Origin of the sequence: Planococcus maritimus (genome assembly GCF_001687625.2) — a bacterium.
Taxonomy (GTDB): Bacteria; Bacillota; Bacilli; order Bacillales_A; family Planococcaceae; genus Planococcus; species Planococcus maritimus.
This window is the reverse complement of record NZ_CP016538.2, coordinates 3,084,727-3,098,511: the sequence shown is the minus strand read 5'-3', so window position 1 is coordinate 3,098,511 and position 13,785 is coordinate 3,084,727. Positions and strand designations below refer to the sequence as shown.

Annotated in this window: 8 protein-coding genes; 5 read left to right on the top strand and 3 right to left on the bottom strand. The window is 47.0% G+C overall.

Features of this window, described 5'->3' with window-relative positions:
- Positions 1 to 124: 124 nt before the first annotated feature.
- From BBI11_RS15325 to egtB, 5 genes are all read left to right on the top strand, one after another.
- Entirely contained in the window at positions 125 to 1,189 is a 1,065-nt protein-coding gene (locus BBI11_RS15325) for a DmpA family aminopeptidase (RefSeq protein ID WP_068465439.1), read from the top strand.
- 529 nt (positions 1,190 to 1,718) lie between these two features.
- Positions 1,719 to 3,077, top strand: coding sequence for a PepSY-associated TM helix domain-containing protein (locus BBI11_RS15320; RefSeq protein ID WP_068465438.1), 1,359 nt, complete (start codon positions 1,719 to 1,721; stop codon positions 3,075 to 3,077).
- Positions 3,078 to 3,104: 27 nt separating this feature from the next.
- On the top strand, positions 3,105 to 3,584 hold the full coding sequence (locus BBI11_RS15315) for a FixH family protein (RefSeq protein WP_068465436.1): 480 nt from the start codon (positions 3,105 to 3,107) through the stop codon (positions 3,582 to 3,584).
- A gap of 253 nt (positions 3,585 to 3,837) precedes the next feature.
- Positions 3,838 to 4,737, top strand: coding sequence for a glycine betaine ABC transporter substrate-binding protein (locus tag BBI11_RS15310; RefSeq protein WP_068465434.1), 900 nt, complete (start codon positions 3,838 to 3,840; stop codon positions 4,735 to 4,737).
- Between the two features lie 55 nt (positions 4,738 to 4,792).
- On the top strand, positions 4,793 to 6,061 hold the full coding sequence (gene egtB, locus BBI11_RS15305) for an ergothioneine biosynthesis protein EgtB (protein ID WP_068465431.1): 1,269 nt from the start codon (positions 4,793 to 4,795) through the stop codon (positions 6,059 to 6,061).
- Between the two features lie 189 nt (positions 6,062 to 6,250).
- Here the strand turns inward: egtB and BBI11_RS15300 are convergent, their stop codons facing one another.
- The 3 genes from BBI11_RS15300 to BBI11_RS15290 form a co-directional block, all read right to left on the bottom strand.
- On the bottom strand, positions 6,251 to 10,801 hold the full coding sequence (locus tag BBI11_RS15300; RefSeq protein WP_068465430.1) for an FtsX-like permease family protein: 4,551 nt from the start codon (positions 10,799 to 10,801) through the stop codon (positions 6,251 to 6,253).
- A complete protein-coding gene (locus BBI11_RS15295; protein ID WP_156889089.1) occupies positions 10,794 to 11,489 on the bottom strand; it encodes an ABC transporter ATP-binding protein in 696 nt (231 codons plus the stop codon). The genes BBI11_RS15300 and BBI11_RS15295 overlap by 8 nt, the downstream gene beginning before the upstream one ends.
- Positions 11,490 to 11,741: 252 nt before the next feature.
- Positions 11,742 to 13,400 (bottom strand): M4 family metallopeptidase, encoded by a 1,659-nt coding sequence (locus BBI11_RS15290; protein WP_068465428.1) that lies wholly within the window; start codon positions 13,398 to 13,400, stop codon positions 11,742 to 11,744.
- Between the last annotated feature and the right edge of the window lie 385 nt (positions 13,401 to 13,785).

Sequence of the window (13,785 nt, the reverse complement as noted above, 5' to 3'; positions counted from 1 at the left end):
ATTGTCTATGAAAGTTTATTCTAAAAAAAGGATAGTCGTTCTTTATCGATAATACTCCAAACATAAGGAAAGCTAACTGTATAATCAAAGGCAGAGAAATAAGTACATGCGAAAGGGCGATTAAATGTTTAACCAAAAAAGAATTCGCGATTACGGGGTGAAAATCGGTCAATTAGAAACGGGTACACGCAATGCGATTACCGATGTTGAAGGAGTATCCGTCGGGCATGTGACCTTAAGCCATAATGAGATGCAAACTGGTGTCACAGCAATATTGCCGCATCAGGGAAATATCTTTAAAGAGAAACTGATTGCTTCTAGTCATGTGATTAATGGTTTTGGAAAAACGACAGGTACTATTCAAATGAAGGAGTTAGGTACTTTAGAATCACCTATTCTTTTAACGAACACACTGAGTGTTGGAGTAACTGCAGATACTGCAATTGACTACATGCTAAAAGAAAATCCGGAAATTGGACGCACGACTGGAACTGTGAATACCGTCGTTGGTGAATGCAATGACATGTTTTTAAATGATATAAGAGCAAAGTTTGTAAAGCCGGAACATGTTCTCCAAGCGCTTGAAAATACTGCATCTGAATTTCAAGAGGGCACAGTGGGCGCTGGGACTGGAATGCTTTGTTATTCACTAAAAGGAGGGATTGGCTCTGCTTCTAGACTGATTGAAATGAATCACGGAACCTACACCATAGGGGTTTTGGTGTTATCGAATTTCGGGATTTTGAGTGATTTGTTAATCAAGGGCAAAGCAGTCGGTCAAGAATTGAAGACGGCTATCCAAGAATCCTATAAAGAAGAGGACAAAGGCTCTGTCATGATTATTGTGGCAACGGATCTTCCGGTGTCTGAGAGACAATTGAACCGGATCATCAAAAGGTCCGTAGCGGGACTATCTAGAACCGGCTCAATCATCACCAATGGAAGTGGTGAAATCGTCATTGGATTTTCAACAGCTACGAAGATTCCACATGATAAACCCGAAAAATGTATGGCAGTTCCTCAAATTCATGAAGAAGATATGGATTTGGCTTTTAGAGCCGTGGGAGAAGCGACGGAGGAAGCCGTGCTGAATTCACTAGCGACGGCAGAAGCAGTGAGTGGCCGAGATGGGAATGAAAGACCAGCTTTTAAAGATCTAATTGAGAAGTTTGGTATTTCACTTAAGTGACTAAAATCATTTTTTCTTTAAAGTTAATTTGAACAACTTGAATTCAAAACAGTAAACTTTCTTTCATTTATCAGAGTAATTAAGAGAGCGTCGGTTTACATATTGCCGGATGATCGGAAACCACATAGAAGCAAAGAAAGAAGAGTTGATAACAGCACTCTTCTTTTTTTGATCTAAGAAAGCTCAAATGAAAATGAGGGGTTAACCATATAAGTTGTATTCGATCTGGACAACACCATTTGTTTTAAAAGTTAAGCGTTGCCCCAGGAAATTTGCTTGTTTAAGTTGGCCAAAGAACGTATCTGCAAGCTTGCAAATCTCTGAAAGTGAAGTAGTGCAAGCAAGTGGTCCTTATCCACACAATCCGCGATGTATTTCTTTTCTTGGCAGTTCATTTCTTGATTTCATCCTTATTTCACATTTGTCCGGTAAGTTTTAGTGGATGAACGAGACAGTAAAGAATGAGGCGATCTGGGGTAAGGCACCTGGTTGCAGCATTCGGTGTCTGGAGAAAAGAGGAATAGGCGAAATGAAAGAGAAGAAAAAGCCTTCCAGGGATTGGTACCAAACCATCTGGCGCTGGCATTTTTATGCGGGTTTATTTGCTGCGCCATTTTTGATTGTCTTGGCGTTTAGCGGAGCGGTGTATTTATTCAAACCACAAATCGAAGGCGTGCTTTACCAAAGCCAATTTCAAGTGGAAGAAGTAATGGAAGAGCGGCTCGCTCCTTCGGCAATCGTTGGGATTGTCCAAAGCCGTTATCCAGAAGCAGCGATCACCGCAGTGAAAAGCTATGAAGAAAAAGATCGCACGGTTGAGCTGTCGGTGATGGACGGGGAGCTTGCCAAATCGGTCTATGTCGATCCGTATACTGGCAAGTTCCAAGGCGAGTTAGTCGTCAGCGACAAGTTCACGGAACTTTTTAAGAAGCTGCACAGCGAATTAATTATAGGCGGAACATTCGCCAACCGCTTGGTGGAATTGGCGGCTTGCTGGACGATTATCCTGCTCGCTACGGGGCTGTATCTTTGGTGGCCTCGCACACGGAGCAGTATTTGGGGAACGCTACTGCCGCGAATGCGTGCACGCGGCCGCTTGTTTTGGCGTGACTTGCATGCAGTGCCGGCATTTTGGTTTTCGATTTTGATTTTGCTGCTGATTGTCAGTGGCTTGCCTTGGTCTGGTGTCATGGGCGGGCAGATCGACCGTTTGGCGAATTCAACCAATTCAGGATATCCCGAGTATGCTCATTCCTTCGGAGAAAAACCTGAGTCAACGGTGAGAGCGGTGGATGCAGCAGAAGATGTGCCCTGGGCTTCGCAAAATGACATCATGCCGGTCTCAGGGACTGGTTATCAAAGCATTTCGATTGATGAGGTAGACATGATTGCTTCTATGGAAAATATCCAATTGCCCTACACGATTTCATTGCCTGCAGAGGAAACAGGTGTTTATACCATCGCGGCTTCACACGCTGCGCCTTGGGATAACGCGGCACTTCACGTAGATCAATACAGCGGGGCTGTACTATCCGATGTGCGCTTTAGAGATTATGGGATTTTGGCGAAAGCGATTACGGCTGGAATCGCCTTTCACGAAGGGCGGTTGTTCGGCTGGCCCAATCAATTGCTTGGGCTTCTGATATGCTTGGCTGTTATCCTGCTGGCCATCAGTTCACTTGTCATGTGGCGAAAAAGAAAACCGGATGGGCTGGGGAGTCCGAAAAAGCCAATGGACCGCAAAGTGTCTTGGATGGTTCTCGGCATCATGCTCATTGGCGGGCTCCTTATGCCGCTGGTTGGACTTTCCATCCTCGCTGCTTTAGTAGTAGACGGAGTCATCATTAAACGGATCCCGCGAGTCAAAGCTTGGTTTCACGGAAAATAAATGAGAGAAAGATAGGAGTAGATCGTGTTGAAACAAATCAAACTGATTGGGTTCATAGGTGCATTGTTATTTTTGGGAGCCTGTAATGCAGAAAATGCCACGGATACGGAAGTTCCAGAAATCATCGAGGCAGACATCCAATTGCCTGGAGAAATGGATCCCGGTGAGGAATACCAGCTTCAAGTTACAGTGTCACAAGGAACTGAGGCAGTTACGGATGCTAACGAAGTGGTATTCGAATTATGGAATGATAGTGAAGGCAGCGACAGCATTCAAGTAGAAGCAGATCATGTCGGAGAAGGAATTTACGAGATTAGCCAAACATTCGAGGATTCCGCAGTTTACAGCGTTCAGACACATGTAACGGCCAGATCCTTGCACATCATGCCGAAGCGCCAATTCCAAGTAGGAGAGGTCACGGAAGAACAAGTCAAAAAAGCGGAGGACAACGCCGGAAATCAGCAAAGTGGACATATGGATGGCCACGAGGCTGGCGGACATCATTGATCGCTTCACTTAGGACATATTTTAAAAAGGCTGTCCCAAAGGTCATAAATGATGACTTTTGGGATAGTCTTTTTTTCAACTGGTAAATCTGATTAGATCATTCCTCAAAATGCTATGAACAACGAGTTCCTTTTCATTCTGAGCCTCTTCAACAGTGAGAGGGATCATGTAAGTTTTCAAGAAAGTTCTGATAAAATAAGAAAGAACCGTTTTCGAGCGGTTACATAAAATGGAGACAGGAGGAGAAATACTAATGAGCAAGAAATTGATAGGTCTCGCCTTAGTATCTTCGGCAGTGCTATACGGCTGCGGTTCGGGAGCGGAGTCAGAGCCGATTGTTATCGGGGGTAAGCCGTGGACAGAACAATATATTTTGCCTTATATTCTCGGAGAATACATCGAGGCACAATCAGATTACACAGTTGAGTATAAGGATGGCCTTGGGGAAGTCGCTATTTTGACGCCCGCTCTCGAACAGGGAGATATCGACATGTATGTTGAATACACCGGTACGGGGTTGAAAGATGTATTAAAACGCGAATCAGAAGCCGGTCAATCCTCTGAAGAAGTGCTTCAAGAAGTGCGTGAAGGCTATGAAGAAGAAATTGGGGCGACGTGGCTCGAGCCGCTTGGATTTGAAAACGGCTATACGCTAGCATACTCGAAAGACAGCGGTTTTGATGCAGAAACTTATTCTCAGTTGGCCGAACTATCCAAATCCCAGGACGTCTCTTTCGGCGGTCCGCATTCTATCTACGAGCGTGAAGGGGACGGCTATGAAGACTTGAAAGAAACTTACGGCTTTGAGTTTTCCGCAACTGAAAGTTTCGATCCTGCGATTATGTACGAAGCAGTGCGCAACGGGGACGTAGATGTCATTCCTGCTTTCACGACGGACAGCCGGATTGGTTTGTTCGACTTGGAAACGACAGAAGACGATATGAACTTTTTCCCGAAATACGATGCTGCTCCGGTCGTTAGGCTCGAAACATTGGAGGACTATCCGGAGCTAGAAGAAGTATTAAACGGGCTTGCAGGTGAGATCAGCGAAGAGGAAATGCTTGCGATGAATGCCCGAGTGGACGAAGACGGTGACCAGCCGAGAGATGTCGCTGTTGATTTTCTAATTGAACAAGGCTTGATTGAAGAATAATAAAAGCGTGAACAGAAAAACTAGCAAATCAATCAAAATTCAAGGGAGTTTTTGCATGCAAACGATGGATATCGAAACTTTAACCGGCCGTTATGCCGAAGTCCGCAACGTCACAATGAAACTGATCGAACCCTTGGAAAAAGAGGATTTTATCATTCAATCAGATGCGGATGTCAGCCCGCCTAAATGGCATATTGCCCACACGACATGGTTTTTTGAGCGCATGATTTTGAAAGAATTTAAATCAGGCTACGAAGAATTCAATGCCCGCTTCGATTTCCTGTTCAATTCGTATTACAACTCCATCGGCCCTTACCAGCCGCGCCATGAACGGGGCGTGTTATCGAGGCCGACTGTCGAGGAAATCATCGCCTATCGCCAGTATGTAGACGGCCAGATGAAGGACTTGCTGGCTGAAACACATACGCCAGAGCAAGCGTATCAGCTTAGCAAACTGGTCGAAATGGGCCTTCAACACGAGCAACAGCATCAGGAATTGATCTTAATGGACGTTAAGTACAATTTTTTCGTCAACCCATTGTTTCCAGCTTATAAAGAAACACAAGCACAGCAGGCAATAGAACCCAAAGAGGCCGCATTTGTGGAATTTGCTGGAGGACTGGTCGAAATCGGCCACCGGGGTGAAGGGTTTGCGTTTGATAACGAGAGCCCGCGCCACAAAGTATGGCTGGAGCCGTTTCAACTGGCGGCAGCACCGGTTACCAATGGAGAGTTTCTGGACTTTATCGAAGCTGGCGGCTACGAGCAGCCGGAACATTGGCTATCGGACGGCTGGGGCGTCGTGAAGAAGAATAATTGGAAAGCGCCGCTGTATTGGCTGAAAAACGACCAGCAATGGGAGATTTTCACGCTCGGCGGAGTGAAAAACTTAGATTTGGCCGAACCGGTCAGCCACGTGAGTTTTTACGAAGCCGATGCGTTCAGCAGATGGAAAGGCAAGAGGCTGCCGACTGAAGCGGAATGGGAGCATGCATCGCAAGGCATCGCCATTCAAGGCAATACGATGGAACTTGATGCTTATCATCCATCAGCTGAGCAACACGAAAGCACGTCGCCGCTTTCGAAAATGTTTGGGGATGTATGGGAATGGACATCGAGTGCCTATTCCTCTTATCCCGGAAGTAAACCGCTAGAAGGAGCTCTGGGTGAGTACAATGCCAAATTCATGAGCAATCAGATGATCTTAAGGGGCGGTTCTTGTGCCACTCCGGCAAGCCACATCCGTGAAACCTACCGGAATTTCTTCCCGCCAGATAAACGCTGGCAGTTCGGCGGGTTCCGCTTGGCGGATGATCAGGCTTAACCGATGCAGGAAGAAGCTTTTAAAACCGCCCGGGCCAGACTCGTTATTCCAGTGGGTTCATGACCTGCAACTGGAAAATGCATCGAAACTATCTACAGTAAACCCCAAAAAACATCAAGCGATGAGAAGCTTGATGTTTTTTGGGGTTTTATTGAAATTGATTGAAATCAACTTCGATATGTTTTGGAGCTATTGCTGTTCGTTTAGCTGCAGCCAACTTTCCAGGAATTCCTGCTGGTCGCCTTCCAGCTGTTCTTCAAAAAACGCAGCAAACTCTTCGCTATCGACGGATTGGAACCGGAATTGCTCAACATACTTCGAGAGAAAATCAAATGCTTGCGGCTCGCCGCCTGCTTCTTCAAAATAATCCTGCAACAATAGAGGCGCTTTCCCATAAACGGTAGAGTAATATTCCCCCTCTTCAAAATCAGGCAAAGATAAGTTGACAATAGGTGAAGTCGCGTTGCTTGCGGCAAGTGATTTGGAAAAACCAAACGCATTGGTTTGCCCTTGTTCGCTCCGGTACATAGCAGCGACCCATTCCGCAAGGCTCTCATCCAGCCAAGCATTTTCGTATGGATCATTCGCTACTAAATAATAAAACCACTGGTGGGCTATTTCATGGACAAGGGTGTCTTCAAAAACAGCTGGACTGCTGCTCACCTCCACAATATTCGGGTATTCCATCGCCCCGTCATTGCCGATGATATCCAGTTCTGCCGTAGGGTGCTCAGCGATCTGCTGTTCAAAAAAACCGAACGCTTCCTGTGCTGCTGTCGCCATTTTCATGGTAAAGTCGGGTTCGCTTTTTGGCGTGAAGACACGGAAAACTGTGCCATCCTGTTCCGCCTCACCAGTATGCCAAGAAGCGGGATCCAAGAAGGCGAGATAGAAGTCTTTAATGTTTTCTCCCATCAAAGTTCCTTTGGCCGTTGGCAGTGCTGTTCCGTCTTGTGCTGAACTAGCGACTAAGTAATCACCCGGCAATTGATAGCTTATGTGATAGCTGCCATAAGGAGTGTCGTAGGATTCCCCTTTGCTGTCGAAAGAGTGGATTTTCCAACCTTCATCATACTGTCCGAGCATCGGATACCATTGCGCCAAAAAGAAATCGTTATCGACTTGTGCCAGGCGAATGCCGTTTGCCGGGAGCGTCAATGTGTAGTCAATGGTGATTTTTTGTACTTCTGCAGGCTTTAGCTCTTCCTCTAATTGAATGGCAAGATGATTCCCTTCTAAGGTGTAAGAAGCTTCCCCGCCATCGACCTGGACCTTAGAAATGCTTGTTTCGGCCCCGTCTGTCATAGTTTCCGGTTTGTTGGCATCGGTCAATGCGTTCGGAACAAAATAAAATCCGATGTCGCCCCAATTCGCTTCAGAGTCGTTTGTCACATCAATTTCTGTGTGGATATGGAACTGGTCGTTTTCATCCAAGCGAAGCTCAATGGCATAAGATGCACGGGTGCCTGAATTTACAGGAACATCTGCAACGGCATCGTCAAGCGGGATTTCAACGACTACAGGGCTTGGGTAAAATTCGCCTCTCGACACGAAGACAACCCGGTCGAGATCCTTCGGCACTTCGTAAGTCAGGAGAGTGGTCATCTTATTGGGCAGCAAGAATTTGTAGCGATTCAGCCAGCGTTCTTCTCCTTCTAGTATGTCCATATCCACTATCGAATACTCGGATCCGCTATCATCAATCAATTTAAAGCCCTGCGGTTTATAGGTGGTATGGCTGCCGTCATCTTCTCCCGCAAGATCTAGTGTAACGGGGAAGGAGATCAATCGATTGTTTTTATTCGTGACCTTGACATCGGAAGGGGAAGGGGCGAGCGCGCCTAAACGGAAGTCTGACGTTTCGTCAGTCCCGTCTGCTAAAGTATAGGAGCGGTAGGCAGTCTCCTGGAGCTTTTGGATTTCTCCCCCAGTTGTTTCGGGTTGTTCTTCTGGCGTTTCCAAAACCGTTTCAGCGGGATCTTCAGAAGAGTCTTGTGCCATCAATTGCCCATCGGTGCCTGTTTCTTCCTGCTCGGGAACAGGATCGCTTGTAGCGCTGTCTGCAAGTTCCGGTAAAGTCGCGACAACTAAAGACAAGATGCCCACAACCAAGCTCGCTCCGGCAATGCCCAGTGCCCATTTGAATTGCCGCTCGACTTTTTTGGAATTTTGCAGGAGCCCGTTGATGGCTTGATACGGCAAGATCCGCACGGCTTTTTGTGCGGGCAATAAAGCGCCAAGGACACCGGTCAAAATCGGAATCCATAAAGTGAGCGACAGGAAGCCGAACTCCGCTGCCGGCAATTGCCCATAGATCAAATAAATAATCGTCAGGGAAAGGGCCATCCCGATCAATCCGGCAAACAATCCGGTGAAAATGCCTTCCCATAAAACGAGCATGCGGACGCTTTGATTCTGCCAGCCGGTCGCTTTTAAGACCGCAATTTGGGATTGTCTTTCAGCCACGTTCTGCCACATGATTTCAGTCGTCGTCAGGACGGCAATCAATAAAGCGACAGCCATGGCCACATAATGCATGGTTCCGACTTCAAGGGCCACAAATTCACCGAGCCAAGTGGCATAAAGCACTCCTTTGAGACGGAAAGTCACGAACAGAAAGAATATAAAAAGGCTTGTCGGGACCGCAATCGCAAAAATCGACAGCAGGCTTCGCTGCCATTGCGAAACCAAATGATTGAGGCCCATGCCAATGACGGACTCTGAACGGGCCAATCGCTTCGCCTTGAGCGACACTTCGCCGGAACGCATGGATTCAAACGGCTTGATCTTCCGTATGAGGGCTATGGGAATGAGCGAGCCGAACCAGTAAATGGCGATGCCGCTCACACCGATCAAAAAGACGCGCGATGCGGAGGTGTCGACACTGCCTGAGACATAAAACACGCCGAGAATGAACCAGCTGATCAGGGCGACGAGCGTCCCGAGTAGAGTAGCTTCCCAGAACAATAGCTTGGAAAGTTGAGAAGGGCGCCAGCCGAGTGCCAAAAGAACCGCAAATTCCTTTTTGCGGGCTACGAGCATAATGATGCTCGAAGCGAAGACATAGACAATGGCCACTAAAATGACACTGGCGATAACACCGCTCAAGCCGATTTTTGCTTCCTTGAAAATGGAGATCGAGGAGCCGATTTTGATCCAAGGCTGCTGAATCCACCCCAGCGGTTCTTCATCTTCAAGTGCGGGCAAGTGGGTCAAGGCGAGCTGTGGTGAAGACCCCAAGGTGATATCGGTGATCAGGCCCGTTTGCTGCTCAATCTCAGCAGCCATTTCTTTTAGGATGCGTTCGCTTTCCTCATCCATGACCTCTACGCCTTTGACGTTGACGCGGATGGCGGAAATCGGAGTATCTCCTAAAATTTGAGCTGCCGCATCGAGCGTCGTTAAGACGAGCGGAGGCTTCGTCAAAAAACCATAATTATCATTTGTCGGTCTCATGTCAGTCGGTGGATTGATCGGCGTATTATCCGCATCCATCACCCATTGCGCTTTAGCTGGGAAGTATGTCTCCATCGGCAATTCGGTTAACGGGTCTTTGGATAGCTGAAGCTTTTGCGGGTCGAATACCCCGACAAAATCCAACTGCAGTTTTGGCCAAGCCGAACTGTCTGTGCTATAGGGGTTGAATTGGCGATACATATGTTGAGTGGCCCAAGGCGACTCCTCAGGAAGCTCGAACGGTTCCACTTCATAGGCAAAAGGCCAGCGTTCTTTGAACGGGCTCGTCACGGGTGAATAGTTTACACTAGACGGCTTCAAGGCAATCCACGCCCGGTCAGGTACCGTCATAATGCCATCATAAGCGGGGTCCAGGATTTTCTTGATTAGTTTTTCATGTACTTCAGTCGTTTGATAAGTAAATTCTTTGACCGGAGTTCCTTTAAAGGTATCGAGGTATTGCTCTTTGCCTTTTGCAAGAATGTCCTCCGCAATCTGCTGTTGGTTATTATCAAACGCCAAATCGATTTTTTCAAAACGATAAGTGATTTGGGCATCCACAAAATCCTGGTTGCTAATCAACACGGGAATTTTGTATTCCGGTGTGTCGATCACTTCGCCCGTAGCCGAAACCACATCACTTTCAGCAAAATAACGGCTGGAATCACTGGCAACAATCGCTTCGTTGAGTCCCGCCATTGCCGCTTCCGCTTCCGGGTCGATGCCGGCGATCACGATGGAGGTGCCGTAAGCTAAATTTGGAATGCCTGGCGAAATCCCGTAATCGATAGCCACTTCACCGCCCGGCTGCCAAGGGCCGGCGGTTACGTAAATGGCGGATTCGTCCACTTCAGTACGAGCGCCGGTATTGGTTTCTTCACGCATCGTCATCCGGTAAATGCCAGGTTCTGTAATGGCCGGGTCTTCTAGGTCCACGTAATTGGTGTTCGAACCGATCATGGCAATAGGAGCGGCGATTTCCACATTTTCAATGGCTTTGATTTGCTCGTATTGCTCGAGAGAGATGCCGCCTTCTAAGCCACTCAAATAATTCGGTTCCAATAAATTCAAGTCTTCTGTAATGCTCCGGCTCCCAGGGGGACGGACGACGAGATGATAGGAAGATTTCCATCTCTTTTGCAATTCTTCCACGACTGTGCCGTTATTGGCTTGAGTCAGGCCGATTAAATAACTTAAGCCCGTACTCAAGATCAAGACACCCACTAGCAAGAGGATGAAACGTTCTTTGTTTCGCCACCAAGAGTTCCAAATAAATTTAAGCATAATGGCGTGCCTGCGAGTCTGCTATAATTTCGCCGTCACGCATCTCGATTTTCCGGTCGGCCCGGTCGGCCAACTGCGGGTCGTGCGTCACAAATAAAACGCCGCATCCTTTCTCTTGATTTAGACGCTGAAGCAGCTGGAAAATAACTTCCCCCGTTTCAGAATCAAGGTTGCCGGTCGGTTCGTCCGCCAGCAGCCATTTCGGTTCGTGGACCAGCGCACGGGCAATGGCGATTCGCTGCTGTTGCCCGCCTGACAGCTGAGAAGGGAGGGCATTCGCTTTGTCGGATAGCCCGACCAATTCCAGCAATTTTAACGCACGCTCTTTTTTGTCATAGCTTACTTTGCGTCCGAACAATGGCGCCATGATGTTTTCAAGTGCAGTCAAGGTCGGGATTAAATGGAATTGCTGAAAGATAAAGCCGATCGTCTCAAAACGGAAATCGGCCAATTGTCTGCTGTTGAGTCGGCTAACCGGCTGTCCACCGTGCAATAGCTCTCCTGATGTCGGCTCATCGAGCGTTCCAATTAGACTGAGCAAAGTAGATTTTCCAGAACCGGATGTGCCGATAAGGGAAATGAATTTGCCGCTTTCTAGGACAAGGTCGACGTTTTTTAATGCGTGCGTCTCCACGCCGTCTCCGCGAAAGGCTTTCACTAGCTTGCGACACTCAATGGATTGATTCAATATGTTCACCTCTTTGTAATTAGTTGGTAAATATTCTCTGTTTTAAATATACAGAATTGCTAAAAAATAATATAGTTTTTTTTATGGCTGTCTGATTACGCGTCACAACGGATAATAAGCAGCGACGTCATGCAATAATGCAGCAAAACATAGAAAAAAGAGGGAAGAGCGGCTGTTTTAACAGCGCGTCTTCCCTCTTTTACATTCGGGTGTATACATTTCACATAGCTTAATCGATGCTGTTGAATTTGATTAATTCACTCCAACAGCAGAGAATGCCGCTTTCACACTGGCCACTTCAGCACTTGATGCCCCGTACAAGTCCGTTGCCGCTTGGATAGTAGATACGCGGAAATGGCTGTAGTTTGAGTTTGGCGTCAAGTATTGCGTAAGTGTGCGGTAATAGATATCGCCGGTTTTGTCATTGCCGATGCCAGCGACTGTCACGCCGTAATGCGTCCCGCCATTTGCAAGCAGGAATGCAGCTTTATTGCTGATGCCTGAGTTGATGTGGACGCCGCCATAATCCCCCGTGCCTGTATAGCGTTTCGAGTAATGATCTGGATCTCCGCTCAAAGTCGGGTCTTCCATCGAGCGCAAAGCATCTCCCGCCACGTTCGGCGTATAGATGTCTTCGCCTACTTGCCAGTCTGGCTTATTGTTGAAATGGTGTTCGACAAGCGTTCCGAAGATATCGGACATCGACTCGTTGATTGCACCTGATTCATTCTGGTAGATCAAGTCGGCAGAAGTATCCGTCACGGCATGTGTTAATTCGTGCGCGATAACATCAAGCGCTCCTGATAGCGGCACGAATGTAGTGCCGTCCCCATCCCCGTAAACCATTTGGGAACCGCTCCAGAATGCGTTATTGTAGCTGCGGCCATAATGGACGGTAGAGATCAGTTCCGCCCCGTTGCCGTCGTAGCTATTGCGGCTATGGACGTCTTGGAAATAATCGTAAGTCTGGCCCGCATAGGCATGAGCATCGACTGCCGCCCCGTCATAAGCCGCGTTATAAACATTGTCGCTGTCGAGCCATAGCGTGCCCGGCGTACGTGTCCGGTTTTTGGCATCATATGTGAAAATGCCGCTGCCGCGTGTCCGGTCAACCAAATAGGATCCGTTATTGTTCACTAAAGTATTGAAAGTTTTTGTATCGCCCAATACGCCTTTGCCAGTCGCGGTCGAATCATTGCCGGTTAAACTAGCACCGCCGCCGGATGGTTTCGCTTCATGGATTTGGTTAAAGGAATCCAGAACGTCGCCGGTCTTCGCGTCGACAAAGTATTGATAATTCCCCGGTTCTGGGTAGAGGAATTCGAATTCTGCACTGTACGCATAATGGGCTTGGCCATCTTTGGAATAGATGACCAATTCCGGTGTCACTTCAGCTTCAAGTTCCGGTGTGCTGCCGATTTTTTCTTTCAAATCCACCGCCGCTTTTTCGACCGCTGCACTCGCTTTTACGGTAGCGCCTTTTTTCAAGGATTGCTTATCGTATAGTTCAGGTGCCAAGTTGCCGGATACGGAAGTCAACACGCCGTTTTGGTCAACATGTGCATTAATGACAGAGCCGAAAACAGGCACGCCTTTAAATTTCTGCTGCAGCTTCACTTTGGTAAAACCAAGTTCATCTTTTTCCTGTTTCACGACTTTAAAGCTGGAAAGTTCTTTCTTGGCGATTTTGTATGTGTCTTGGTTCTCTTCTAAATATGTAAAGACGATCTCCTTGGCTGTTTTATCAGATGGTTCGGTCAGCTTTCCGGAAATGAAATCCGGTGTCTGTGTGTCTTTATTGACATGGACGTTTTCCGTTGTTTGTCCGGATAGTGTATCAGCCGAAACAGCTGTTGCGGATAATGCTAATGATGCTGCCAAACTTAAAGTTAGTAATTTCTTTTTACTCATCAAATTCACTCCTTTTCGTCTTACCGGCATCGTAACTCGGTGTTAACATCATAACTTTTTAACTATTCTGAACAAATAGGTTGGACTATGTATTTTTCGTTGTCCGAAATTGTGATTTTAGGACGTCCGTAAAAAACGACAAAGCGGCTCTTTTTATTTTTTATAGGCATATGTATGGGATTAGCCAGCTGTAAAGAGAGATTCAGAATCCAGTCGAAGGAATTGAACTATCAAAGCGAAATATTCAGTTTTTTTAAATGGACATTTTTTTAGTGAGGGACAATCAGAACTAATCAACAAACATCGCAATTACTGCGCAAAATCATCGCGATCTGCCAATTTTCAAGCTAAAAAAAGTGATGGGGACAGTTTCGGCAGAAAAAAC

Coding starts and splice junctions, on each gene's coding strand:
- BBI11_RS15325 (WP_068465439.1), top strand. CDS start 125: ATGTTTAACCAAAAAAGAATTCGCGATTACGGGGTGAAAATCGGTCAA.
- BBI11_RS15320 (WP_068465438.1), top strand. CDS start 1,719: ATGAAAGAGAAGAAAAAGCCTTCCAGGGATTGGTACCAAACCATCTGG.
- BBI11_RS15310 (WP_068465434.1), top strand. CDS start 3,838: ATGAGCAAGAAATTGATAGGTCTCGCCTTAGTATCTTCGGCAGTGCTA.
- egtB (WP_068465431.1), top strand. CDS start 4,793: ATGCAAACGATGGATATCGAAACTTTAACCGGCCGTTATGCCGAAGTC.
- BBI11_RS15300 (WP_068465430.1), bottom strand. CDS start 10,801: ATGCTTAAATTTATTTGGAACTCTTGGTGGCGAAACAAAGAACGTTTC.
- BBI11_RS15290 (WP_068465428.1), bottom strand. CDS start 13,400: ATGAGTAAAAAGAAATTACTAACTTTAAGTTTGGCAGCATCATTAGCA.